We start from the raw sequence: 23,701 nt of genomic DNA on the forward strand, positions 1-23,701 counted from the left end.
CTTTATAGGTGGCCTCGCCCTTTCAACGCAGCACGGATCTCGACGTCCTTGAACTGCAATGGGAAATAGTTGAAGTTGCTGATGCCGCGGGCAAGCCTCATCCGCTTATCCGCCGCCGCCGGTCGATTATCATGGGCCTCGTAGTCGTCCACAAGGCGCTCAAGCCACATATCTCTCGGGCAACAGGCAGCAAGACCGCTGTTGACGGCACGAGCAATCTTCTTCGTGACGGCGAGAGTTGCGACCGTCTCCGAGTAGCCTAACCGCACGCGATCTAGCTTCGCGAAGGTCGGCGGAGGCTGCGTAGTCATCTTCGTCCAGGCCGTGGCTGCCGACGTCGACATGGCAGACGACGCCTTCGCCAAGTCCTCGCTAGCGGTGCCACCCCTGTGGATTACGCAGTTTCGCATCAGTCTGATCAGGTCATATAGCTCGATTGATTCAACGGGCAGAGCGGTCGATGAGTGGGTTTCGAAGAGCGTGTGCACCGTCGCTGCCTTGGCGTCCCTCGCCTGCCGTCGCCTGATTAGCCCTGCATCGCTAAGTAGAAACAGGCACTCCTTAAGGTAGTCCTCGTGGATGGCGAGCAGGTAGGGCACTGCCATTAGGCCTAGGTGATGCTCAGCGTCTTCGAGAATATCCGTCGCTACCTGGCTCTTCAGGTTGAAAGTACGAATATGATCGACTTTTGGGAAGATCTCGGACAGGGTTCTATTCGAGCCTGTGGTGAGGGAGAGTAGGTGGCCCGCAAGCTTTGATCCCGCCAAGAGCGCCATGATGGAACTGTTCGCTGCTTGGCGCTTCTGCAGGTAATCGCGATACTCGGCATACTTGACTTCAACCACTCGGCCTACTTCGTTAGGGTCGATCCTAGAAGTAGTTACTGTATCGGCACTTCCCTCTGAAGTAAATTGCCGAATTGGCCTCTTAGGGATCAAGGCGCCGCGCTCCGCGCGGCGCGGGGGCGGTGAGCCGGCCGGCGGCAACCCGCCCCGGCCGCCTTCGGCGCTGGGGCGGAGAGCCACCGACTACCGCCGGACCGCCGCCCCCAAGAGCGGCACGATCACGGGCAGGCGGTACGGAAGCCGAACGGGTCGACCTTGTCGAGGGTCGGGGCTTCCGGCTGCCGCGCCAGTCCAACCCCGGGACTGGCTTGCCCCCGGCCTGCCTCCCGCAGCCAGCAACACGCCAGCGCGGTGCCCTCAGCCGGCCGGTACGCCGGCGGCCCGCCAGCCCGGCAAGCGCCACCAGCACCCAACAGTCACAGCCCCAGAGGAGCCCTCGGCGGCAAGATCGGCCTGCCCACGATCTGCCCACAACCAGTCGTCAACGGCTGGACGCAGCCGGACTCGGCCAGACAAACGACAACGGCCCCTGATCAGCATTCCTGCTGGTCAGGGGCCGTTGGTGCTCCTGGTGGCGGGTAGAGGATTCGAACCTCTGTAGCTTTCGCGACGGATTTACAGTCCGCTCCCATTGGCCGCTCGGGCAACCCGCCAGTGCACCCCACCGCGTCGTAACGCGGCAGCGGAAGCAAGGATAGCGGCTCCCCCCGGCAGGCGCGCAACCGGGTACCGTCAGGGGGTCGTACCGCTGGTCAGCGGGGGACACAGGACCACAAACCGCCGGACAGCAGGAGCATGAGCATGGCAGCGAACCCGTCGTTCGACATCGTGAGCAAGGTCGACCGCCAGGAGGTCGACAACGCCCTCCGCCAGGCGGAGAAGGAGCTCGCGACGCGGTTCGACTTCCGGGGCACCGGCGCGGAGATCTCCTGGTCGGGCGAGGAGGCGATCAGCCTCCAGGCGGAGACCGAGGAGCGGGTGCGGGCCGCGCTGGAGGTCTTCAAGGAGAAGCTGGTCAAGCGGAACATCTCGCTGAAGTCGCTGGACGCCGGCGACCCGCGCTCGTCGGGCAAGACCTTCAAGATCGACTGCAAGGTCATCCAGGGCATCGACTCGGACAAGGCCAAGGCGATCAGCAAGAAGATCCGCGACGAGGGCCCGAAGGGCGTCCAGGCGCAGATCCAGGGCGACCAGCTCCGCGTCACCGGCAAGAAGAAGGATGACCTCCAGGCCGTCATCGCGCTGCTCAAGGGCGAGGACTTCGGCGTCGCCCTTCAGTTCACGAACTACAGGTAAGCAGGCCCGGCCGGCCTGGTCATCGGGCCGGCCACGCCTTGTCACCTGGGCAGACACCGTCGCCACTGGTCGTCATTGGTCGCTCTTGTTCGGCGCTCGACGGCCTGGCGACGGCCTGGCAGGTTGGCCGTGACCGGATGGGGAACTCAGCCCTTCGTCGTGCAGAGGCTCCCCTGGGAACCGCGGCACCCTACCGGCGATCTCCTCAACGGCCTCCTCACCGACAACCGTTGCGATGGCGTCCCACATGACCCCACGTGCCCGCGCAAGGCGCTGCGCAACTCGCCAATCCGCGAGAAAGCGGTCCACCGTCTCCGCGTCAGCCGCGCCGCCTGCTTGGCGGGATCCGATTCTGTCGAGCGAGACGACGATGCACTCTAGGTCGCGGGCGATCTCGATGGCACGGTCGAGGGAGATCGCCACTTCGGGGTCATCACGGTGGCGTTGGACCATTGCATTTCCTTTGGTCAATAGCGGTTGATTCATCGTGCCCCTTGGGCAAACAGCGGCGCCTGCGACCATCCGGCGGGGCGTCACGCTACCTGTTGACCTGCCCCCGACCTAGCACCAGAGCCACCGACTCCTTGACCCCCAGGCAACAAACGCGCGGCCTTGACCTGCCGATTCACCGGCCTTCACCTGCGAACACGGTCCCTCAAGGTCCGTGCTTGTCCGCCCGCGTCCGTCTGGGTTGTCACCCAGCTAGTCACTCAGCCCCCGCAGCCGGCGAACTTCGTCGAGGATCTCGCCGTCTGTAGGGACGATGAGCACCCTCCGGTCGGCCGAGTCCCGTTCAACCACGACCATGTCCAACGCGAGGGCTAGCGCAGCACGAAGGTCGCCGAGTTGCTGTTCTGGATCCCCGGCAAGTTCTGTGGCCGAACCCGCGACTTGGGCAAGGCCGCTTCGTTGCGCGATCTCGTTGACCTCCTGCAGTGCACCGATAAGGCTTTCAGGTCCCGCACCCTTCTCATCCCGGCGACCGGCGAAGGCAGGGCTGAGGTACACCAGCGCCCTTGCTCGGCCGATGTGCACATCCAGCAGTTCGCGTATGGCCTCGATGCACTCGATTTCACTCAGTCCGTCGGCTCGCAGCGTGGCCAGTACAGAGTTGAGGCGGCCCCCGGCGCTGAGGTGTCCTCTCGCGCGGTTAACTGCGGCCCGGTACCGCTCCTCCTGCATCGGCCAATCTTGGCACTCGGTCTACGCAGATGGGCGCACCGTCAGTTTGGAAGGTGCCTTGATTCGCGGCGAGGCCTCTTGGGAAGTGGGCCGCCGCCCGGCCCGCCACGTCACCTGGTCGTTTACGGCCGGACGAACGTCGCCATGGATCGTCACACGTTGAACCGGGACTACTGGCATCCCGCTCTGACGGCCGCTGGCATCCAGTCCTCCCGGGCCACCGGAATGCACGCGCTGCGGCACTTCTACGCCTCGGTCCTGCTCGATGCCGGAGAGAGCGTCAAGGCGCTGTCGGAGTACCTGGGCCACGCCGATCCCGGGTTCACCCTGCGCACCTACACCCACCTCATGCCGACCAGCGAGGACCGCACGCGCCGGGCAAGGTGCTTGGGCTGTCCTCGGACGGCCTGGCGACGGCCTAGCGGCGATCATGGCGGTGTTTTGGCTGGTAGCGGCCGGTATCCCTCCAGTTCACGAACTACCGGTAAGCCTCAGCCGCCTTGGCTGATCATCAGGTCTTCGACCTGCTGCAGCCTGGGCGGACGTCGTTGCCGTCGGTCGTCGTTCGGCATTTCCGTCTGACGGCCGGCGGCCCGGCGACAGCCTGCACCCCTGCGGTCGGGCTCCGTGGTGCTTCGCCCGGTGCCCGCCGGTCGTCGGAGGGGGCTGTCAGACTGGCCGCCGATTCGACCGGGCCGATGTGGAGTGGTGGATCCATGGGGAGTGTGCTGTCGTTCACCCGGGTGACCCCGGAGGAGCTGGACCGGGCGTTCGCGGACCCGGAGTGGGCCGCGGAGCACGTGGTCGACGACGAGGACCGGCCGGTCTGCTGCCTCGACAAGGCCTGGGCCGGCCTCCAGTTCCTGCTGGACGGGGCCGAGGTGGGAGTCGACCTCTACGAGAACGGCGACGTCATCGACGAGGAGTGCACCCTCTTCGGCTGGGACGACGGCAGGGTCGCCGCGGCCGCCCGCGCCCTGAGCGCGACGCCGTTCGAGGCGCTTGCGCGGCACTTCGACCCGGAGGGGATGTCCGAGGCGAGGGTCTACCCCGGCCTCTGGGACGACGACGACCTCGAACGCCTGGAGCGGCACCACGCCGAGTTGGTCGGGTTCTTCGTGGCGACGGCCGCGTCGGGCGGCGCCGCGATCCGGGATTTCAACTTCTGACGCCGCCACCTACCACCGGCGGGAACCAGTCCCGCCATGCTCACAGTCAGCCCTCGACGGAGGCCGCCGTGGTGGACCGGCGCGGGCGGGCCAGGGTGAGGACGACGGCGAGGGAGGCGATCGCCGCACCGGTGATCACCACGGCCATCGGGACGGCGCTGCCCTCCCCGCCCAGCCCGACCAGCGGCGCCGCTGCCGCCCCCACCACCGACTGGATGGCGCCCAGCAGGGCGGCGGCGGTGCCGGCGTGGGCGGCGTGCCGGTCCAGGGCGAGCGCGGTGCCGTTCGGCGTCACCATGCCGAGCGATCCGACGAAGACGAACAGGGCCACCGCCACCAGCGGCAGGGCGTCAAGCAGCGCGCCCGCGAGCACCGCGGCGGCGGCCAGCACTCCCACCCCGAGCGGCCCGATCAGCAGCCTGCGGGGCTCGAAGCGGTCCAGCAGGCGGGCGTTGGCCTGACCGACGGCGACCAGGGCGAGCGCGTTGACGCCGAAGATCAGGCTGAACGTGCCGGCCGAGACGCCGAAGACGTCCTGGAAGACGAAGGACGATCCGGAGATGTAGGCGAACAGCCCGGCGAAGGCGAGGCCCTGCGCCAGCGCGTACCCCAGGAAGATCCGGTCGGTGAAGAGCGAGCGGCCGGCGGCGGCTGTGGCGGCGAGGCCGCCGGTGCTGCGTCGGGATGCGGGCAGCGTCTCCGGCAGCCGCCACGCGACGGCGGCGGCGAGCAGCGCGCCGATCACCGCGAGGGCGACGAAGACGGTACGCCAGGAGCCGAGGCGCAGCACCAGGCTGCCGAAGGCCGGCGCTGCCATCGGGGCGACGCCGAAGACCAGGGTGAGCCGGGAGAAGTACTTCGCGGCGTCCCGGCCGGCGTAGAGGTCGCGGACGACGGCGCGCGCGACGACCACGCCCATGCCGCCGGCGAAGCCCTGCGCGAACCGCGCCGCGGCCAGGGCCTCGGCCGACGGCACGGCCGCGCAGAGCAGCGACAGCAGGGTGTACGCGCCGACGCCCACGAGCACCGGTCGGCGTCGGCCCCAGCGGTCGCTGAGCGGGCCGGTGACGAGTTGGCCGAGCGCCATGCCGATCAGGCAGGTGGTGAGGGAGAGCTGGATCTGTGCCTGGCTGGCGGCCAGGTCGCGGGTCATCTCCGGGAACGCCGGCAGGTAGGTGTCCAGGGAGAGCGGCCCGAACGCGGTGATCGTGCCGAGCAGCACCAGCAGCACCGCGGCGGCCCGTCCCGTCGGCGCAGCGACGCGCTCGTCCGGGCGTACGGGCGGCGCGGTGGCGTGCGGCATGGCGGTCCCCTCCGTGGCGGCGGCCCGCATACGATAGCTCTGTATACAGAGTTGTTGAAGCGGGGAGAGTGTCCTGTGACGGACGAGACGGTGGACCAGCTCAGCGGAGCCCTCGGCGACCTGCACCGGGTGCTGCGCCGGGCGGCCAGCCAGCGGGCCGGCCGCGTCGCCCTGCCGGACGGGCAGGTGGAGGTGCTGCGGCTGGTGCAGCGGCAGCCGGGGGTCGGCGTCCGCGAGGCCGCGGAGCGGCTGGGCACCGCGCCCAACACGGTCAGCACGCTGGTCGGCGAGCTGACCTCCGCCGGGCTGCTGCACCGGGACCGGGACCCGGTCGACCGGCGGACCGTCCGCCTGGAACTGACCGACGCGGCGCGGGAGCGGATCGCCGCGTACGGGCGGCACCGGCGGGACCTGCTCGGCACCGCGCTGGCGGACCTGGACGACGCCGACCGGGAGGTGCTGCTCGCCGCCGCGCCGGCGCTGCGTCGCCTCGCCGACCGGATGACGCAGCAGCGCTGACCCCGCCGGCGGCCGGGACAGCCAGCGGCCGGCGGTGCGGGTCAGGCAGCGGCCGGCGGTGCGGGTCAGGCGGGCACAAGATCCTCGGCGCGTACCGCGGTGGCCTCCGCGCGGGCGATGGGGCCGGCGGGCAGGGCCGCGATCCCGGCCCCGACGGCGACCGCCGCCCCGGCGAAGAGGAACGCCCACGGCACCCCGCCGGCGTGGTCGACGATCAGGCCGGCCACCGCGCCGCCGGCGGCGCTGGCGCCCACCGACATGGTCACCACCCAGGTGTACGCCTCGTTGAGCATGCTGGTCGGCGAGATCCGGCCGACCAGGGTGTTCTCCAGGGTGAGCGCGGGCGCGATCGTGGCGCCGCCGATCACCAGGGCGGTGCCCAGCGCCGCCGGGGTGGGCATCACCGCGAAGACGGCGAAGCTGCCGGCCACCGCGGCGAGCAGCAGCGCGAACTGCCGGGTCATGTTCCGGGCCGGCTTGCGGACGCCGAACCAGAACCCGCCCATCGCGCTGCCGACGCCCCAGACGGCCAGCAGCACGCCGGCGAGGCTGTCCGGATCGTCGGAGGTGTAGTCGGTCGCGAACGCGGGCACGGTCACGCCGGCCGCGCCGAAGGCGATGCCGAGGCTGGCCACGCAGAGCAGCAGCGCCGGGAAACCGGGGACGCGCAGCGGCCCGAGCCCCCTGGTGTGGTGCTCGCGCGGGTGCGGCTGCCAGCCCCGCATCACCCGGCCCAGCGCCACCGCGGTGGTGCCGACGAGGGTCACCACCGCCGAACCGACCAGGGCGGCCCTGGCGTCGGCGACCAGGATGAAGCCGGCGACCAGCAGCGGGCCGAGCACGAAGACGATCTCGAAGAGGGTGGTCTCGGCGGCGAGCGCGGTGTTGCGCAGCTGTCGCCGGCCCGACGCGGGCGAGGTCAGGTCGTTCCAGGCGCCCCGGATCGCGGCGGTCAGCGGTGGGTACGTCGCCCCGGCCACGCCGGCGGCCACGAAGACCAGCGCCAGGCTGCCGGCGTCGGCGCGGGCGGACCAGAGCAGGCCGATCAGGGCGAGCGGGTGGGCGACCGCCGTGCCGAGCAGCACGGGGCTGGGGCCGATCCGGTCGGCGATCCGGCCGGCCACGGGGCTGAGCGCCGCGCCGGCCAGGGCGTAGATGCCCCCGGCGACGGCGGCCAGCGAGTATCGCCCGGTGACCTGCTCGACGACCAGCAGCAGCGCCAGCGGCGTCATCCCGATCCCGAGCCGCCCGATGATGCCGGTGACCAGCAGCATCGGTGCCCCGGGGATCCGCCAGACGCCCAGGTACTGGCGCAGTGCGGCCACGGTCGACCTCCAAGGAGTTGTAATGAGCGAAAACCCCTTCCGACCCTAACGCCGGCCGGCCTTGGGACGAAACGGTTAACACCGTCACACAGCGGTCCGCCCGTGCCCGGCGGGGCCGGGCACGGGCGGAGAGGTGATCAACGCCTCAGCGCTGGAACTGCACCGGGCCGCTGCTCGCGGCCATCTGCTCCAGGCGCGCGACCCGCTCCTCCATCCGCGGGTGGGTGGAGAAGAGCGCAGCCACGCCGCCGCCCCGGAACGGGTTGTCGATCATCAGGTGGGCGGTGCTGGTGAGCTGCCCCTGGGCCGGCAGCGGCCGGCGCTGGGTGCCCATGTGGATCTTCCGCAGGGCGCTGGCCAGGGCCAGCGGGTCCCTGGTCAGCCGGGCGCCGGAGGCGTCCGCCTGGAACTCCCGGCTGCGGCTGATCGCGAGCTGGATGACGGTGGCCGCGATCGGGCCCAGGACGATGGTGAGCAGCAGCACGATCGGGTTCGGGGAGTCCTCGTCGTCGCCACCGCCTAGCGGGATGAACCAGGCGATGTTCGCCAGCATGGTGATGATGCCGGCCAGACCGGCCGCCACGCTGGAGATGAGGATGTCCCGGTTGTAGACGTGCGACAGCTCGTGCCCGATCACCCCGCGCAGCTCCCGGTAGTCGAGGATCTCGGTGATCCCCTGGGTCACGCAGACGGCCGCGTGCTGCGGGTTCCGCCCGGTGGCGAACGCGTTGGGCTGGGACGTCGGGCTCACGTAGAGGCGCGGCATCGGCTGCCCGGCCTCGGTGGCCAGCTCGCGGACCATCCGGTACAGCTCGGGGAACTGTGCCTCGCTGACCGGTTGCGCCCGCATCGAGCGCAACGCGAGCTTGTCGGAGTAGAAGTAGGTGACGCCGTTCATCAGCAGCGAGACGACGACGGCGATGACCAGTCCGCCACTGCCGCCGAACCAGTAGCCCACCGCCAGGATCAGCGAGGTGAGCAGGCCGAGCAACGCGGCGGTCTTCAGACGGTTGTGGTGCACGATCACTCCTTCGGTGCGCGGATCACGCGGGATCCGCTGACCGGTTCAACAACCCGGTACCCGTCAACCATCCACCTCATGGCTGTGAGTTGCCTGGGATGTCCGGAGTGCCCGCCCACGACTACCGCCGCGATCAGCGGGAATCCGGGCGCGGGAGCGCGCCGCCTGACGGGTTCGCTCAGCGGGCGGCGAGGTCGAGCACGAGCTGCGGAGCGAAACCGATCACCACGGCCACCACGGTCGCCACGACCAGCGCCGCGCCGACCGTCCCGGCCCGCACGGCGGCGGGGGCCGGGGCACCGACCGGCGTGGCGTCCCCACCGGCGGCGGTGGGCTCGGCGACCGGGGCCGCCGGAGCCACGGGCGGGGCGGCCCAGAGGGCGGCGGTGAGGCGCAAATAGTAGGCAAGGCCGAGCACCGCGTTCACGGCAACCACCAGGGCCAGCCAGCCCGCGCCGCCGTCCAGCAGCGAACGGACCACGGTCACCTTGGCGAAGAGACCGGCCAGGCCCGGCGGCAGACCGGCGAGCCCGATCAGCGCCAGCCCCAGCGCCGCCGCCCGCCACGGGTGCCGCCGGCCCGCGCCGCGCAGGTCGTCGACGGTGCCGCCGTCCGCGCCCGCCGGGCGCAACGCCACCACGGCCGCGAAGGCCGCCAGCTCCAGCACCACGAAGAAGACGGCGTACGCGACGGCGGCCGCGTACGCGGCGGTGCGGGCGTCGGCGGAACGTCCGGCGGCCAGCGCCAACGCGCCCAGCGGGGCGAGGATGTAGCCGGCCTGGGCCACCGACGACCAGGCGAGCAGCCGGACCGTACGCCGCTGGCGCAGTGCCACCAGGTTGCCCACGGTCATCGTCAGCACCGCGAGCAGGGCGAGCACCGGCCCCGTCACGTCGGCCGGCAGCGCGTGCTGCACGACGGCGAGCAGGGCCACCACGCCGCCCAGCTTCGAGGCGGTGGACAGGTAAGCCGCCACCGGCAGCGGCGCGCCGTCGTAGGTGGCCGGCGCCCACGCGTGGAACGGCACCGCCGCCACCTTGAACGCCAGCCCCAGCACGACCAGCGCCACGGCGGCGGTGGTCAACGGCAGGTCGAGCAGGTCCGGCCGGTCGGTCAGGATCGCGCCGAGCCGGCCCAGGTGCAGCCCGCCCGTGGCCGCGTAGAGCAGCGCCGCTCCCAGCAGGGTCAGCGTGGTGGCGACCACGCTGACCACGAAGAAGGTGACGGCCGCCTCGGCGCTGGCCAGGCTGCCCCGGCGCAGCCCGACGAGCACGTAGAGCGGCAGGGTGAGCGTCTCCAGCGCCACGACCAGGGTGATCAGGTCGCCGGCCGCGCCGAGCACCACGCCGCCCGTCATCGAGCAGGCGAGCAGGAAGCAGTACTCCCCCGTCGGCGACTGCCCCGCCCGCAGCAGCGGCCCCGACAGCGCGAGCACCCCGAGCGTGAGCAGGGCGACGACCGCCGCCACCAGGGCGGCCCGGCCACCGAAGACGTACGAGCAGTCGGGGCCGACGCAGAACGTCCGCCGCTCGTCCCCGGCGCCGACCAGGGCCGCGCCGAGCGCCGTGGCGACCGCGCCGGCAGCGGCCGTCGCCAGCGTGACCCGGGAGCGGGCCACCAGCAGGTCGGCCAGCAGCACCAGCACGGCCGTCCCGGCGGCCAGGTACGCCGGGAGCAGCGCCACGTTGTCGACGCTCTGCACCACGCTCACGCCGGCACTCCGCTTCGCTGCGTGCCGTCATGAGGCACCAGAGCGCTGAGCCTGATGATTCGCTCGCTCCGCTCGCTCATGCCGACACCTCGCCGCGTCCGTTCCGCCGGCCCGGCTCGCTCATCGCAGCACCTCCACCAGGGCGTCCACGGGGGCCTCGGCGACGCCGAGCACCAGGGTCGGGGCCAGACCGACCGCGAGAGCCAGCAGCACCAGCGGCGCCCACGCGGCCAGTTCCGCGCCGGCCAGGCCGGGGGTCAGCCGCCCGACCGCCGGGCTGGGCCGCCCGTGCGTCACCCGCCGCAGCAGCCGCAGGAAGTACGCCGCGGTGAGCGCCCCGCCGAGCGCGGCCAGCACGCCCAGGGTGGTCCAGAGCGGCCCACCGGCCTCGACGGCGGCCACCACCGCGAACGCCTCGCCCCAGAAGCCGGCGAGCCCGGGCAGGCCGAGCGAGGCGACGGCGGCGAAGCCGAGCAGCCCGGCGAGCCGGGGCGCGGTCTCCCGCAGCCCGGACAGCTCATCGAGCGCCCCGGTGTGCGTACGGTCCTTGACCGCGCCGGCGAGGAAGAACAGCAGGCCGGTGATCACCCCGTGCGCGACGTTGCCGATCAGGGCCGCCTGGATGCCGGTGGTGGTGAGCGTGGCGACCCCGAGCAGCACGAAGCCCATGTGCCCCACGCTGGAGTACGCGATCAGCCGTTTCAGCTCGCGCTGCGCGAGGCAGACCAGCGACCCGACCAGGATCGCCGCGACCGCGAGCACGCCGAGCACCGGAGCGGCCCAGCGGGCGCCCTCCGGCGCCACGCCGACCGCGATCCGGATCAGCCCGTACGTGCCCATCTTGAGCAGCACCCCGGCGAGGACGACGCTGCCGACGGTGGGCGCCTGGGTGTGCGCGTCGGGCAGCCAGGAGTGCAGCGGCCAGAGCGGGCTCTTCACCGCGAAGGCCAGCGCCAGCAGGGTGAACGCGACGAGCTGGGTGCCCCGGGACAGCCCGGCTCCGCCGGTGAGCGCCACGATGTCGGCGGTGCCCGCGGCGGCCACCACCGTGTAGACGCCGACCAGCAGCAGCACCGAGCCGAACAGCGTGTAGAGGGCGAACTTCGCCGCCGCCCGCCGCCGGTCCGCGCCGCCCCAGCCGGCGATGATCGCGTACATCGGCAGGAGGACGACCTCGAAGAACACGAAGAACAGCACGAGGTCGAGGGCGAGGAAGGTGCCGAGGATGCCGACCTCGACGACCAGCAGCAGCGCGACCAGCGCCCGCCCGCTGCCGCCCTCGGGCACCCGCCACAGGGTGTAGGCGCAGCAGAGCAGGGTGAGCAGGGCCGTCAGCACGACCAGCGGCCAGGAGATGCCGTCCACCCCGAGGTGGAAGCGCAGGTCCAGCCCGGGCACCCAGGGCAGGTCGACCTGGTGCCAGGGGCGTACCGCCGGTGCGGACCAGGCGTCCCAGAGTTGGACGCTGGTGGCCAGCGGCAGCGCGGCAAGCAGGGTGAGGCAGGCCGCCACCGTGCCCACCAGCCGGGCCGCCCGGTCGGCGGGCGTCGCGGCCACCGCGACCGCGCCCAGCGCCGGCAGCGCCAGCACCACGACCAGCAGGAACTCCCCGAAGCTCATGCGGCGCCTCCGATCAGGGCGGCGGCCAGCCCGATCAGCAGCGCGCCGGCGAGCACCCCGGCCGCCGCGCGCGGCAGCGCGGCCCGGTGCAGCGCCGCCAGCCCGCCGCCGAGGCCGAGCGCGGCCCGGCCGCTGCCCTCGACCGCGCCGTCCACCACCACCTCGTCGGCGGTACGCGCCGCCCGGGCCAGCGCCGTCGTCGGGCGTACGACCAGGGCACGCTGGACGTCGTCGAGCCGGAACGCGGCGGCGAAGACCGGCCGCAGCGGGCCCAGCGCGGTCGCCGGGTCGGCGGCCGGGTCCCGCCGCCAGCGGAGCCAGGCCAGCCCCGCCCCGACGGCCAGCAGCGCCAGCGGCAGCAACACTTCCGGGCCGACGTGGATCAGGGCGTGCTCCCCGGCCGGCGCGCCGGCGGTGGGCGTGAGCAGCAGCCGGCGGGCGAAGGCCCAGTCGAAGCCGGCGAGGCCGAGCAGTGCGGCCGGCACGGCGAGCAGCAGCACCGGCCAGCGCATCACGGCGGGCGGGTCGTGCGGGTGGGCCAGCGGGATCCGCGTCTCGCCGAAGAAGGTGCGCAGCAGCAGGCGGGTGGCGTACCAGGCGGTGACCGCGACGCCGACCAGCCCGGCGAGCCAGACCAGCCAGCCCACCCAGGACGGGGCCGGGCCGGCGCCGTGCAGGGCGGCCTCCCCGGCGGCGGCGAGCACGCCGTCCTTGCTCCAGAAGCCGGACAGTGGGGGCAGCCCGGCCAGGGCGCCCAGGCCGACCACCGTGCACCAGAAGGTGACCGGCATGGCGCGGCGCAGCCCACCCATCCGGGACATCAGCGTGGTGCCGACCGCGTGGATCACCGCGCCGGCGGCGAGGAAGAGCAGCGCCTTGAACGCGGCGTGGGTGAGCAGGTGGAACAGCGCGGCGGGAGTCGAGCCGACCGCGAGCGCGCCGGTCATGTAGCCGATCTGGGAGACCGTCGACCAGGCCAGCACCCGCTTGAGGTCGTCCTGCGCGGTGGCGGCGAACGCGCCGAGCAGCAGGGTGACGGAGGCCATGACCCCCAGCACGGCCAGCGCGACCGGGGCCGCCTCGAACAGCGGGTAGAGGCGGGTCACCGCGTACACGCCGGCGGCGACCATGGTGGCGGCGTGGATCAGCGCCGAGATCGGCGTCGGGCCGGCCATCGCGTCCGGCAGCCAGGTGTGCAGCGGGAACTGGGCGCTCTTGCCGGCCACCCCGGCGAGCAGCAGCAGGCAGGCGGCGGTCAGCGTGCCGGTGCCGTGGTCGTGGGCGAGCACGTCGGCGATCCGGAAGCTGCCGGCCGAGACGCCCAGCAGCGCGATGCCGAGCAGGAAGCCGACGTCGCCGACGCGGGTCACCAGGAACGCCTTCATCGCGGCGGCCGGCGCCTCGGGCAGCCGGCGGTCGTGGGCGATGAGCAGGTAGGAGCAGATGCCCATCACCTCCCAGCCGACCAGCAGCAGGATCAGGTCACCGGCGACCACCACCAGCAGCATGGCGGCGGTGAAGAGGCTGATCTGCGCCGCGTACGGCGGGTAGCGGTGGTCGGCGTCGACGTCGTCGTGCGGACCCCGGCGCAGGTAGCCGATCGAGTAGACCTGCACGGCCAGGGCCACCGCGGCGACCGCGACGGCCACCAGGGCGGCGGCCGAGTCGAGCCGGACCCCGAGGGTCACGGTCAGCCCGCCCAGGTCGACCCAGGTGGTGGAAGCCTCCACCGGCCGGTCGAGGGCGACCAGCAGGGCGGCGGCGAGCGCCAGCGCGCCGGCCGCACCGGCCACGCCGAGCGCGATCGCCACCCGACGGGCCCCGGCCTCGCCCGTCCCGGCGTCGCGTGGCGACGGCGGCAGCAGCAGGCCGAGCAGGCCCGCGACCAGCGGTACGGCCGGGAGCAACGCGCCGAGCGTCGTGGTCGTGCTCACCGCTCCCCCTCCGGACGGTCGGGCCCGGGCCGGGCGGCGGTCCCGGCGGCAGACCCGGGCCGGGCCTCGATCCCGGGCCGGGCGGCGGTCCCGGCGGCGACCCCGGCCGGACGTGCGGTCGGCGGGCGTTCGGTCAGCGGGACCTCGTCGACGGCGACGCTGGCCCGGAGCCGGTAGAGCTGGAGCACGATCGCCAGGCCGACCCCGATCTCGGCGGCGGCCAGCACGATCACGAAGAGCGCGAAGACCTGCCCACCGTGCGGCAACTGCGCCCGCACGGAGGTGTCGGCGGTGACCAGGATCAGGTTGACCGCGTTGAGCATCAGCTCGACGGCCATCAGCACCAGCACCGCGTTACGCCGACGCAGTACGCCGTAGACGCCGAGGCCGAACAGCAGCCCGGCGGTGACGTACGGGATGACGGGCCTCACCGCGACCGCCCGCCGTCGCCGCCCGGGCCGCTCCCGGTGGTCGCCGTCCCCGACCGGTCGGTGGCGGGCCGGTCGGTGCCGGATGGGTCGACCTTCGGTCGGCCGATGTCGGGGCGGGAGAGCACGATCGCGCCGACCAGGGCGGCCAGCAGCAGCACCGAGAGCACCTCGAACGGGAGCACCCAGCTCCGGAAGATCTGGTCGCCCAGGCGTTCCGCGGTGCCCGCGTCGGGCAGGTCCACGGCCGTCCAGCGATAGGCGTCGACCAGCAGGGCCGCCAGGCCCAACCCGGTGCCCCCGCCGATCAGCGCCGCGGGCCAGCCGGGCCGGTCCAGGTCGTCGGAGGCGCCGATCGGGGCGCGGGTGAGCATCACCGCGAACAGCAGGAGCACCACCACCGCGCCGACGTAGATGAGCACCTGCACCCAGGCCACCAGCTCGGCGGTGAGCACCAGGTACATCCCGGCCAGCGCCCCGAGGCAGACCACGAGGTAGAGGCCGGCCCGCACCAGGTGCCGGGTGGCCACCACCAGCACCCCCGAACCGACCGTCACCGCGCCGAGGGCGAGCAGCAGCACGTCCGCACCGGTCATGCGCCGGCCTCGGGCTCGGGGCGTACGGGCGGGGCGGCGGGACGGGCGGCGGGGGCCGCCGGGACCGCGGCCTTGCGCGCGGCGGTGGTCTCCTCCTTGGCCGGCTCACCGTTCGGGTCGTGCGCGGGCGGCGGCGGCACGGTGCCCATCCACTGCCCCAGGTGATCCTTGTCGTGCAGCAGGTCCTTGATGTCGTACTCGGCGTACTCGAACTCGGGGGACCAGTAGAGCGCGTCGAAGGGGCAGACCTCCACGCAGATGCCGCAGTACATGCAGAGCGAGAAGTCGATGTCGAACCGGTCGAGCACGTTGCGCTGGCGGGGACGGGCGGCGCCGGGCACCGCCACCTCCTCCTTGTGCGAGTCGATGTAGATGCACCAGTCCGGGCACTCCCGCGCGCAGAGCATGCAGACCGTGCAGTTCTCCTCCAGCAGCGCGATCACCCCGCGCGAGCGGGGCGGCAGCTCGGGGGCGACGTCCGGGTACTGCTGGGTGGTCGAGCGGCGGGTCATCGTCTTCAGCGTGACCGCGAGCCCCTTGACCAGGCCCGCGCCCGGCAGGCCACGTTCTGGGCCGGCGCCGCCCGGCTCGCTGCGCTCGCTGCGGTCGGTCATGCCGACCATCCTGCCCTGTGGCCCCCGCGCGCGCGACCACCACCCGGGGTTGACCGGCGTACCGCCACCGTCGCGCTACGACTCACCGGTCGGCCGGATCACGCCCCGGTTCCTGTGAGGTCGCCGGGCGCGGGCGGCAGCATCTCGACGCCGAGCTGCTGGAGGAGTTGGAACAGCTCGTTGCAGCTCCACACGTCGACGATCCGGCCGGCGCCGTCGAAGCGCAGGAAACTCGCCCCCGAGTAGCTGACGACCTGTCCGGTCGGCGGCACCGGCCCGAACCGGCCGACCTGGGTGCCGGCGGCCCGCCAGTGGACCGCCACCCGGTCCCCGGCGGCCACCACGTCCACGATCTTGTAGCGCAGGTCGGGGAAGGCGGCGCGGCGTTCCCGGTGCCACGCGAGCGTCGCCTCCGGGCCGGCACCGCCCAGCCCCGGGCACTCCGGCGCGACCAGCTCGTACGCCGACTCCTCCCGCGCGGCGTTCCACACGTCGGCGATGAAGCGCCGGGCCGTCGCCTCCACATCGGTCATCGCGGCAGCGTAACCGCCGGCCGCGCGGCCCGACCCGGACGCCGGCCGCGCCGCAAGTAGCCCCGGCGGGCGGCGGGGGTGGGCGCTCGGTGCGCCGGCGGGCGACGGAACCGCCATGATGGGACGAGCGACAGGCGACGGCGAAGGGGGCGGGCGTGGGCGACACCACCAAGGGCCGCAGCGGCGGCACGGCCAGCGGCGACGAGGAGCTGAGGCGGACCGGCGGCAGGTACGTCGAGCCGGGCGGCGAGTTCACCCGGGACCAGCGTTACATCGCCACCCGGATCACCGCCGACGGCCGGGACGGCTGGCCGGTGCAGCCCGGCCGGTACCGGCTGGCCGTCAGCCGCGCCTGCCCGTGGGCGAACCGGCTGATCATCGTCCGGCGGCTGCTCGGGCTGGAGGACGCGATCTCGATGGCGGTGGCCGGCCCGACCCACGACAAGCGGAGCTGGACGTTCGACCTGGACCCGGGCGGGCGCGACCCGGTGCTCGGCGTCGAGCGGCTGGCGGAGGCGTACTTCGCGCGGTTCCCCGGCTACGAGCGGGGCATCACCGTGCCGGCGATCGTGGACGTGCCGACCGGGCAGGTGGTCACCAACGACTTCGGGCAGATGAGCCTCGACCTGTCCACCGAGTGGACGGCGTACCACCGGGCGGGCGCGCCCGAGCTGTACCCGGAGCGGCTGCGCGACGAGATCGACGAGCTGAGCGCGATCCTGTTCCGGGACGTCAACAACGGCGTCTACCGGTGCGGCTTCGCCGGCGACCAGGGGGCGTACGAGAAGGCGTACCACCGGCTCTTCGACCGGCTGGACTGGCTGAGCGACCGGCTGGCCGGGCAGCGCTACCTGGCCGGCGACACCATCACCGAGGTCGACGTGCGGCTGTTCACCACGCTGGTCCGCTTCGACCCGGTCTACCACGGCCACTTCAAGTGCAACCGGAGCAAGCTGACCGAGATGCCGGTGCTCTGGGCGTACGCCCGGGACCTGTTCCAGACCCCCGGCTTCGGCGACACGGTGGACTTCGACCACATCAAGCGGCACTACTACGAGGTGCACCGCGACATCAACCCGACCGGGGTGGTGCCGCTCGGCCCTGACCTGGCGAACTGGCTCACCCCGCACGGCCGGGAGGCCCTCGGCGGGCGCCCCTTCGGCGACGGCACCCCGCCCCCGCCGCCCCCGTCCGAGGAGCGGGTCGACCCCGCCCACACGCCGCTGAGCTGAGGCGGCACCCGGCCCGCCCAAGGTGTAAGGAAGGGGCCCTTCCTATACCGAATACGTTAGGAAGGTGCCCCTCCTCACAGCGCGACGCGGACGGCGGCGGTGAGGACGAGCTGGCCCAGGGAGACGGGGACCAGGACCAGCCAGCAGAGGCGCTGGAGCTGGTCCTCGCGCAGGCGGGGGTAGGACACCCGGAGCCAGATGATCACGAAGGAGACGGCGAAGACCTTCAGCAGGGTCCACAGCCAGCCGAGCTGCGCGTCGGCGAACGGCCCCTGCCAGCCGCCGAGGAAGAGCACGGTGGTGAGCGCCGCGATCACCACGATGCCGACGTACTCGGCGAGCAGGAAGAAGGCGAACCGCAGGCCCGTGTACTCGGTCATGTAGCCGAAGACCAGCTCCGAGTCGGCGACCGGCATGTCGAACGGCGGGCGGCGGATCTCGGCGAGCCCGGCGAGGAAGAAGACGACCATGGCGGGGGCCTGCCAGAGCAGCCACCACGGCTGCCACGCCGCCACGATCCCGGAGAGGCTCAGCGTGCCGGCGGCCATCGCCACCGACGCGGCGGCCAGCACCAGCGGCAGCTCGTAGCCGAGCAGCTGGGCCGCCCCGCGCAGCCCGCCGAGCAGGCTGTACTTGTTGGCCGACGCCCACGCCGACATCAGCACCGCCAGCACGCCCACCCCGACGACGGCCAGCACGAAGAACAGGCCGATGTCGAGCGGCTGCCCGACCAGGTCGTCCGGGCCGAGCGGGATCACCAGCAGGACCAGCAGGTAGGGCACGAGCGCCACCGCCGGAGCGAGCCGGAAGACCGCCCGGTCCGCCTCCCGGGGCGTGACATCCTCCTTCTGCACGAACTTCACGCCGTCGGCGACCAGCTGGGCCCAGCCGTGGAAGCCGCCCGCGTACATCGGGCCGAGCCGGCCCTGCATGTGCGCCATCACCTTGTGCTCGGCCTGGCCGACCAGCAGCGGCAGGGTCAGGAAGGCGACGAGCACGCCGCCCACCCGGATCACCAGCTCCAACCACAGCGGCATCAGGGCGTACCTCCGTCGTCGGCCCGCTCGGTCGCGGCCGGCCCCTGCCGGGACGGCCGGTCGGCCGGCGGTCCGGAGCGAACGGCCCCCTCGCCGCGACCGCCGGGCGCACCCGGCAGTGGACCGGCGTCCGCGGCGGTCCGGCCGGCTGCCCCCGGACCGTCGGCAGCGGTCGGGCCGGCCGGCGCCGGCGCCTCGGCGGTCGGACCGGCCGGCGCCGGACCGTCGGCGGCGCCGGCGGGCCGGGCGGTACGGGCCGGACGGGCCCCCGGGGCAGGCCGGGCGGGCCGCTCCCGGGCCGGGCGGGCCGGGACGCCGCCGCGCGGGCCCTCGCCGGCACCGCCCGCGCCGGCCGGCGTCGGCGTCGTCCCCCACTCCCCCGGCGCGGGCACGCCCGGCGGGCGGATCGGTCGGCGCCCGCCCCCGGCCTCGGACTCGCCCGGTTCCTTGGCGCCCGGCCACGGCTTGGCCACCCGCGAGGCGAGCACGAACTCCTTGCGCAGCGGATGCCCCTCGAACTCGGGCGGCAGCAGCAGCGGCGCCAGCCCGACGTGGCCGGGGAAGTCGATGCCGAACATCTCGTGCGTCTCCCGCTCGTGCCAGGCGGCACCCGGGTAGACGTCGACCACCGAGGCGACGGCCGGCGCCTCTCGGGGCACGCGGGTGCGCAGCAGGAGCCCGTGCCGGCGGGTGGTGGACCAGAGGTGCGCCACCACGTCGAAGCCGCCGGCCAGCTCGTCGACGGCGGAGAGCCAGTCGAAGAAGTCGCAGGCCAGCTCCGCGTCGTCGCGGGCCGCGCGGAGCGCGTCCGGCCAGGTCGCCGGGGGTACGTCGACGGTGGCGCGGGCGTGCGCCTGACCGCCGGAGACCGACGGGGTGGCCTCGGCGGGCGCGAGCAGCGCGACCATCCGCTGGCCGACCTCTTCCGGAGTCATGCCGCTGATCCTAGGGCCTGTCCCGCGGGGCCCGCCGGAGCGAGCCGAGGCCCCCGGGCGGCGGACGGCCCCGGCCGGTCCCGGCGGTTCGCGGGCGATCTGGCCGCTTTGCCCGGCGGCGGGCCGGCCGGCGGGGAAAGATGAGGCCGTGCATGCTGTGACTGTCACCCCTGGTGTCGCCGACTCCCTGCGGCTGGTGGAGGACCATCCCGAGCCGTCGCCCGAGGAGGGCTCGATCCTGGTCGAGGCGCTGTCGGTCGGGATCTGCGGCACCGACCACGAGATCATCGCGGGCGAGTACGGCGAGGCGCCGCCCGGCACGGACCGGCTGGTGCTGGGGCACGAGTCGCTGGGCCGGGTGCTGGAGGACCCGTCCGGCACGCTGCAACCCGGCGACCTGGTGGCCGGCATCGTTCGGCACCCCGACCCGGTGCCCTGCCCGAACTGTGCGGTCGGCGAGTGGGACATGTGCCGCAACGGGCAGTTCACCGAGCACGGGATCAAGGCGCTGCCCGGCTTCGCCCGGGACCGGTGGCGGGTGCAACCCCGGTTCGCCGTCGGGCTGGACCGGGCGCTCGCCCCGGTCGGCATGCTGCTGGAGCCGACCAGCGTGGTCGCGAAGGCGTGGGACCACATCGAACGGATCGGCACCCGCGCCGAGTGGCAGCCGCAGACCGTGCTGGTCACGGGGGCCGGGCCGATCGGCCTGCTGGCCGCGTTGCTGGCCACGCAGCGCGGGCTCGCCGTGCACGTGCTGGACCGCAGCACCACCGGGCCGAAGCCGGAGCTGGTCCGGGCGCTCGGGGCGACCTACCACACCGGGCCGGTCAGCGAACTGGACTTCGCACCGGACGTGGTGCTGGAGTGCACCGGGGCGCCGGTCGTCGTCCTGGACGTGATGTGCCAGGCCGGGCCGACCGGCATCGTCTGCCTGACCGGGGTGTCCAGCGGCGGGCGGACCATCGACTTCGACGCCGGGGCGCTCAACCGCGCCCTGGTGCTGGAGAACAACGTGGTGTTCGGGTCGGTGAACGCCAACCGGCGGCACTGGGACCTGGCCGCCGAGGCGCTGACCCGCGCCGACCAGTCGTGGCTCGGCTCGCTGATCACCCGCCGTGTGCCGGTGGAGGCGTACGCCGAGGCGTACACCTCCGAACCGGACGACATCAAGGTGGTGCTGGAGTTCGCCTCCTGACGCCGCTCAGAGGCCGGGCAGCCGATTGTTGCGGAACAGGTCGACGAAGAGCTGGTGGTCCTGCCGGGCCCGCACCCCGTACGCGTGGGCGAAGTCGACGAGGTGTGCGACGAAACCCGCCTCGTCGGCGTCCACCGCCGCCACGATGGCCTCCTCGGTGGAGTAGTCCACCAGGTCGTGGCTCGACTCGTCGTCGGCGACCGAGTGCATCCGGGCGACCGCCCGGCCCAGGTCGGCCAGCACCCCGGCCAGTTCCTCCGGCTCGTTCACGTCGGCCCAGTCGAGGTCGGCCGCGTACGGGGAGACCTCGGCGACGAGCTGGCCGACCCCGTCCAGCTCGGTGAAGCCCAGCCACGGGTCGGCGTGCGCCTGGAGCGCCCGCTGCGACTCGGCGGTGCGGTGCCCCTGGTGCTGGAAGTAGGCCGCGATCGACCCGTCGGCGATGTGCCGGGCGACCGCCGGCACCTGGGCCTGCTTCATGTAGATGACGACGTCGTTCTCCAGCGCCTGGGTGTGCCCCTCCAGCAGCAGGTTGTACGACGGCAGCCCGGCCGAGCCGATGCCCACCCCCTTGCGCAGCACCACGTCCTTGATGTGTGCCGCCACCGGGCGCAGCCGGGCCGAGGAGACCGGCAAGGTGCCGAGGTAGCCCTCGAACGCGGCGCACACCTTCGCCCGGGTCTCGCCGTCGACCTCGAAGACGCCGTCGCCGAGGGAGAACCGCCGCTCGTAGTTGTCGATGGTGGTCTGCGTGGCGAGCAGGTCGACCCGGGTGTTGAGCCGGGCCTGCTGGAGCACCCGGCGCAGCACCCCGTCGGCGTTGTCCAGGGTGATCGAGCCGATCGCGTCGTCGCCGCCGGCGGCGATGGCCCGCAGCTCCGTCAGGTACGACCCGGCGAAGCCGGCGACCAGGTCGCTGATCGCCCGGTCGGAGAGCGCCTTGGCGTAGCCGAGCAGGGCCACGCTGGCCGCCAGGCGCTTCAGGTCCCAGCTGAACGGCCCGACGTACGCCTCGTCGAAGTCGTTGACGTTGAACACGAGCTGCCCGGAGGCGTTCATGTACGTGCCGAAGTTCTCCGCGTGCAGGTCGCCGTGGATCCACACCCGGCTGGTCCGCTCGTCGAGGAACCGGTCGTCGGCGAAGTGGCCGAGCTGGTCGGCGTAGAACAGCGAGGCGCTGCCCCGGTAGAAGGCGAACGGCGACGCGGCCATCTTGCGGAACTTACGCCGGAAGGCGGCCGGGTCGAGCGCCATCGACTCGCCGAACTCCTCGGTGAGCACGTGGACGATGTGGGCGGAACGCTGGTCCGCGGACTGGCTCATGGTGCGCAGGCTAGCCCCCGCCGACCACCCGGGGGTGTCGTCCGACCGACCTGCCCTTCCCGACCCGGCGGCCGGGGTCGGCGCGGGCGGGGACGCGCCTCAGCGGGTGGGCGGCGCGGGCGAGGGCACGCCTCAGCGGGTGGGCGGGCGGACCGGCGGGGCGGTCAGCGACTCCGCCGAGCGCGGGACCGCGCCGGTGGACCCGGCGTCGGCGGGCGGGGCGTCGACCGGCGCGGCGAGCGCGTCCGGCCGGGGCACCCCGCCGATCCCGGACTGCTCGGCGGCGATCTTCTCCTGGAGGCGCAGGATGCCGTGCAGCAGCGCCTCCGGCCGGGGCGGGCAGCCGGGCACGTAGACGTCGACCGGGATGAGCTGGTCGACGCCCTTGGTCACCGAGTAGGAGTCCCAGTAGGGGCCGCCGCAGTTGGAACAGGCGCCGAACGAGATCACGTACTTCGGCTCGGGCATCTGGTCGTAGAGCCGCTTGATCGCGGGGGCCATCTTGTCGGTGACCGTCCCGGAGACGACCATGAGGTCGGCCTGCCGGGGGCCGTGCGCGAACGGGATCACGCCGAGCCGCATGAAGTCGTGCCGGCCCATGCTGGTGGCGATGAACTCGATCGCGCAGCAGGCCAGGCCGAAGTTGAAGACCCAGAGCGAGTAGCGACGGCCCCAGTTCAGCACGAACCGGATCGGCTCGCCGAGCACTCCCGGCACCTGCACGACCGCCCCCTTCCCCGAGCCCCGCCATCAGTCAACCACAGCCCCCGGCGACGCCGGCCGATCGCTCGGTCCGCACCACCTCGGACACGCCACTGTCGGCTAGGCGACGTCAGTTCGTGTTCGTCCCGCCGCAACCGTTCCCTGGGGTGACAGGTGTCTTGCCCGTAACACCGCCCGACGGCAAGGGCCGCGGGCGGAACCACGGGGAAACTGGAGGACACGGACATGGCACGTACCATCGCCCGTCGGCTCGCGGCCGGCGTCCTGGGCGCGGGGCTCGCCCTGCTCGGCGCGGCGGCGCCCGCCGCGCAGGCCGCAGCCGTGCCCGCCGACACGTCGGTGTCGGTCGGCCGGCTGGTGCTCGAACCGACCGACCGGGGGTACGCCGGCAGCCTGCCGGTGACCGTCACCTACCGGGGAACGCAGGCGAGCACCCTCAACCTGACCGTCACCGAGCCGGTGCCGGGCGCCTTCGCCGGGCTCACCCCGGCGGAGCCGTGCTTCTCCGGCAGCCCGAACCCGGTGCGCACGATCTACTGCATGGTTCCCGGCGGAGACCTCCAGCCGGGTGAGCGCCGAGGGTTCACCGTCGACTTCCGGGTGTCGACCACCCTGCGCGACCACGCCATGTCCGCCCCGGCGGGTCGGGTGACGGTGGAGACCGGGGACGCCAACCCGACCAACGACACCAGCGAGTTCAGCACGCTGTTCCGCTCCACCACCGGCTCGCTGCGCGACCCGCAGCCGTACGTCTGGGACACCCTGACGGACGCGTCGCTGGCGGTGGGGGCGGCGACCCTGACCCGGCAGGAGGACGGGAGCTGGCGGGGCCGGCTGCCGGTGACGGTGCGGGTCGCGGGCGACGCCGCGCACGACGCGTACTGGCTGGAGCCGACGCTGCCGGCCGGGGTGAGCCTCGCCGGCATCGAGCCGGAGGAGACCTGCGCCGGCGCCTGCACCGTGCCCGGCGGGCGGTTCCTGCCGGGCGAGGAGCGCACCGTGTCGCTGCTGCTCCGCGCGCCCGCGGAGGTCGCCCCGGGCGACCTGGGCACCGGCTCGGTACGGCTGTACGCCGTCTTCGGCTGGGACGGCGAGCGGACCGACGTCGACCCGGCCGACAACACCGCCGCGTTCACCGTCACCGCCGTCGACTGACGACG

Annotated in this window: 22 protein-coding genes, 1 tRNA gene and 1 pseudogene; 7 read left to right on the top strand and 17 right to left on the bottom strand. The window is 73.1% G+C overall.

The genetic code is table 11. From position 1 onward, the window contains the following. Nucleotides 1-2: 2 nt before the first annotated feature. Together ACGF5C_RS03960 and ACGF5C_RS03965 are read right to left on the bottom strand one after the other, a co-directional pair. Nucleotides 3-845, bottom strand: a complete 843-nt coding sequence (locus ACGF5C_RS03960) for a hypothetical protein (RefSeq protein ID WP_393296405.1) — start codon at nt 843-845, stop codon at nt 3-5. Between the two features lie 569 nt (nt 846-1,414). Next, nucleotides 1,415-1,498: transfer RNA gene (locus tag ACGF5C_RS03965), tRNA-Tyr, on the bottom strand. Between the two features lie 148 nt (nt 1,499-1,646). Between ACGF5C_RS03965 and ACGF5C_RS03970 the strand changes: the two genes are divergently transcribed. Then, a complete protein-coding gene (locus ACGF5C_RS03970; protein WP_350681660.1) occupies nt 1,647-2,141 on the top strand; it encodes a YajQ family cyclic di-GMP-binding protein in 495 nt (164 codons plus the stop codon). A 702-nt stretch (nt 2,142-2,843) separates the two neighbouring features. Here the strand turns inward: ACGF5C_RS03970 and ACGF5C_RS03975 are convergent. Then, entirely contained in the window at nt 2,844-3,323 is a 480-nt protein-coding gene (locus ACGF5C_RS03975) for a hypothetical protein (RefSeq protein ID WP_393296505.1), read from the bottom strand. Between ACGF5C_RS03975 and ACGF5C_RS03980 the strand changes: the two genes are divergently transcribed. Together ACGF5C_RS03980 and ACGF5C_RS03985 are read left to right on the top strand one after the other, a co-directional pair. After that, complete coding sequence (locus ACGF5C_RS03980; RefSeq protein WP_393296497.1) at nt 3,276-3,905, top strand: tyrosine-type recombinase/integrase; 630 nt, start codon at nt 3,276-3,278, stop codon at nt 3,903-3,905. The two genes, ACGF5C_RS03975 and ACGF5C_RS03980, sit on opposite strands and share 48 nt — an antisense overlap. A 134-nt stretch (nt 3,906-4,039) precedes the next feature. Beyond that, on the top strand, nt 4,040-4,492 hold the full coding sequence (locus ACGF5C_RS03985) for a DUF1877 family protein (RefSeq protein ID WP_393296407.1): 453 nt from the start codon (nt 4,040-4,042) through the stop codon (nt 4,490-4,492). Between the two features lie 46 nt (nt 4,493-4,538). Here the strand turns inward: ACGF5C_RS03985 and ACGF5C_RS03990 are convergent, their stop codons facing one another. Beyond that, nucleotides 4,539-5,795 (bottom strand): multidrug effflux MFS transporter, encoded by a 1,257-nt coding sequence (locus ACGF5C_RS03990; RefSeq protein ID WP_393296409.1) that lies wholly within the window; start codon nt 5,793-5,795, stop codon nt 4,539-4,541. A gap of 75 nt (nt 5,796-5,870) precedes the next feature. Between ACGF5C_RS03990 and ACGF5C_RS03995 the strand changes: the two genes are divergently transcribed. After that, a complete protein-coding gene (locus ACGF5C_RS03995; RefSeq protein WP_393296411.1) occupies nt 5,871-6,314 on the top strand; it encodes a MarR family winged helix-turn-helix transcriptional regulator in 444 nt (147 codons plus the stop codon). Nucleotides 6,315-6,379: 65 nt separating this feature from the next. Here the strand turns inward: ACGF5C_RS03995 and ACGF5C_RS04000 are convergent, their stop codons facing one another. From ACGF5C_RS04000 to ACGF5C_RS04040, 9 genes are all read right to left on the bottom strand, one after another. Next, nucleotides 6,380-7,639, bottom strand: coding sequence for an MFS transporter (locus ACGF5C_RS04000; RefSeq protein WP_393296413.1), 1,260 nt, complete (start codon nt 7,637-7,639; stop codon nt 6,380-6,382). A gap of 145 nt (nt 7,640-7,784) precedes the next feature. After that, a complete protein-coding gene (gene htpX, locus ACGF5C_RS04005) occupies nt 7,785-8,660 on the bottom strand; it encodes a zinc metalloprotease HtpX (protein ID WP_350711578.1) in 876 nt (291 codons plus the stop codon). Between the two features lie 178 nt (nt 8,661-8,838). Next, on the bottom strand, nt 8,839-10,371 hold the full coding sequence (locus tag ACGF5C_RS04010; RefSeq protein WP_393296415.1) for an NADH-quinone oxidoreductase subunit N: 1,533 nt from the start codon (nt 10,369-10,371) through the stop codon (nt 8,839-8,841). A 120-nt stretch (nt 10,372-10,491) separates the two neighbouring features. Then, on the bottom strand, nt 10,492-11,991 hold the full coding sequence (locus ACGF5C_RS04015; RefSeq protein ID WP_393296417.1) for a NuoM family protein: 1,500 nt from the start codon (nt 11,989-11,991) through the stop codon (nt 10,492-10,494). After that, nucleotides 11,988-13,925: an NADH-quinone oxidoreductase subunit L gene (locus ACGF5C_RS04020; RefSeq protein WP_393296419.1), complete on the bottom strand. Its 1,938-nt coding sequence runs from the start codon at nt 13,923-13,925 to the stop codon at nt 11,988-11,990. The genes ACGF5C_RS04015 and ACGF5C_RS04020 overlap by 4 nt, the downstream gene beginning before the upstream one ends. After that, nucleotides 13,922-14,356, bottom strand: a complete 435-nt coding sequence (nuoK, locus tag ACGF5C_RS04025; protein WP_393296421.1) for an NADH-quinone oxidoreductase subunit NuoK — start codon at nt 14,354-14,356, stop codon at nt 13,922-13,924. The genes ACGF5C_RS04020 and nuoK overlap by 4 nt, the downstream gene beginning before the upstream one ends. After that, a complete protein-coding gene (locus ACGF5C_RS04030; protein ID WP_393296423.1) occupies nt 14,353-14,949 on the bottom strand; it encodes an NADH-quinone oxidoreductase subunit J in 597 nt (198 codons plus the stop codon). Before ACGF5C_RS04030 ends, nuoK begins: the two co-directional genes overlap by 4 nt. Continuing rightward, nucleotides 14,946-15,572, bottom strand: a complete 627-nt coding sequence (locus tag ACGF5C_RS04035) for an NADH-quinone oxidoreductase subunit I (RefSeq protein WP_357460145.1) — start codon at nt 15,570-15,572, stop codon at nt 14,946-14,948. The genes ACGF5C_RS04030 and ACGF5C_RS04035 overlap by 4 nt, the downstream gene beginning before the upstream one ends. An 89-nt stretch (nt 15,573-15,661) precedes the next feature. Further along, a complete protein-coding gene (locus ACGF5C_RS04040; RefSeq protein ID WP_393296425.1) occupies nt 15,662-16,096 on the bottom strand; it encodes an ester cyclase in 435 nt (144 codons plus the stop codon). Nucleotides 16,097-16,251: 155 nt separating this feature from the next. Here ACGF5C_RS04040 and ACGF5C_RS04045 point away from each other — a divergent pair, with 155 nt between their 5' ends. Continuing rightward, complete coding sequence (locus ACGF5C_RS04045; protein ID WP_393296427.1) at nt 16,252-17,328, top strand: glutathione S-transferase family protein; 1,077 nt, start codon at nt 16,252-16,254, stop codon at nt 17,326-17,328. A 74-nt stretch (nt 17,329-17,402) separates the two neighbouring features. On the opposite strand, the gene ACGF5C_RS04050 is transcribed toward ACGF5C_RS04045, so the two are convergent. Together ACGF5C_RS04050 and ACGF5C_RS04055 are read right to left on the bottom strand one after the other, a co-directional pair. Beyond that, on the bottom strand, nt 17,403-18,365 hold the full coding sequence (locus ACGF5C_RS04050) for a complex I subunit 1 family protein (RefSeq protein WP_363703478.1): 963 nt from the start codon (nt 18,363-18,365) through the stop codon (nt 17,403-17,405). 335 nt (nt 18,366-18,700) lie between these two features. After that, nucleotides 18,701-19,300 (bottom strand): annotated as a pseudogene (locus ACGF5C_RS04055) (NADH-quinone oxidoreductase subunit C); the annotation flags it as partial. A gap of 148 nt (nt 19,301-19,448) precedes the next feature. Between ACGF5C_RS04055 and ACGF5C_RS04060 the strand changes: the two are divergent. Further along, on the top strand, nt 19,449-20,495 hold the full coding sequence (locus tag ACGF5C_RS04060) for a glucose 1-dehydrogenase (protein ID WP_393296429.1): 1,047 nt from the start codon (nt 19,449-19,451) through the stop codon (nt 20,493-20,495). A gap of 6 nt (nt 20,496-20,501) precedes the next feature. Here ACGF5C_RS04060 and ACGF5C_RS04065 read toward each other — a convergent pair whose 3' ends face one another. Both ACGF5C_RS04065 and ACGF5C_RS04070 read right to left on the bottom strand, forming a co-directional pair. Then, on the bottom strand, nt 20,502-21,818 hold the full coding sequence (locus ACGF5C_RS04065) for a DUF2252 domain-containing protein (RefSeq protein WP_393296430.1): 1,317 nt from the start codon (nt 21,816-21,818) through the stop codon (nt 20,502-20,504). A 132-nt stretch (nt 21,819-21,950) separates the two neighbouring features. Continuing rightward, entirely contained in the window at nt 21,951-22,541 is a 591-nt protein-coding gene (locus tag ACGF5C_RS04070; RefSeq protein WP_350711598.1) for an NADH-quinone oxidoreductase subunit B family protein, read from the bottom strand. Between the two features lie 225 nt (nt 22,542-22,766). Here ACGF5C_RS04070 and ACGF5C_RS04075 point away from each other — a divergent pair, with 225 nt between their 5' ends. Beyond that, the gene (locus ACGF5C_RS04075; protein WP_393296431.1) at nt 22,767-23,696 is read left to right on the top strand and encodes a hypothetical protein; all 930 of its coding nucleotides are present in this window, start codon (nt 22,767-22,769) and stop codon (nt 23,694-23,696) included. Nucleotides 23,697-23,701: the final 5 nt, after the last annotated feature.

It is taken from the genome of Micromonospora sp. NPDC047620 (assembly GCF_043205005.1).
Lineage (GTDB): Bacteria > Actinomycetota > Actinomycetes > Mycobacteriales > Micromonosporaceae > Micromonospora.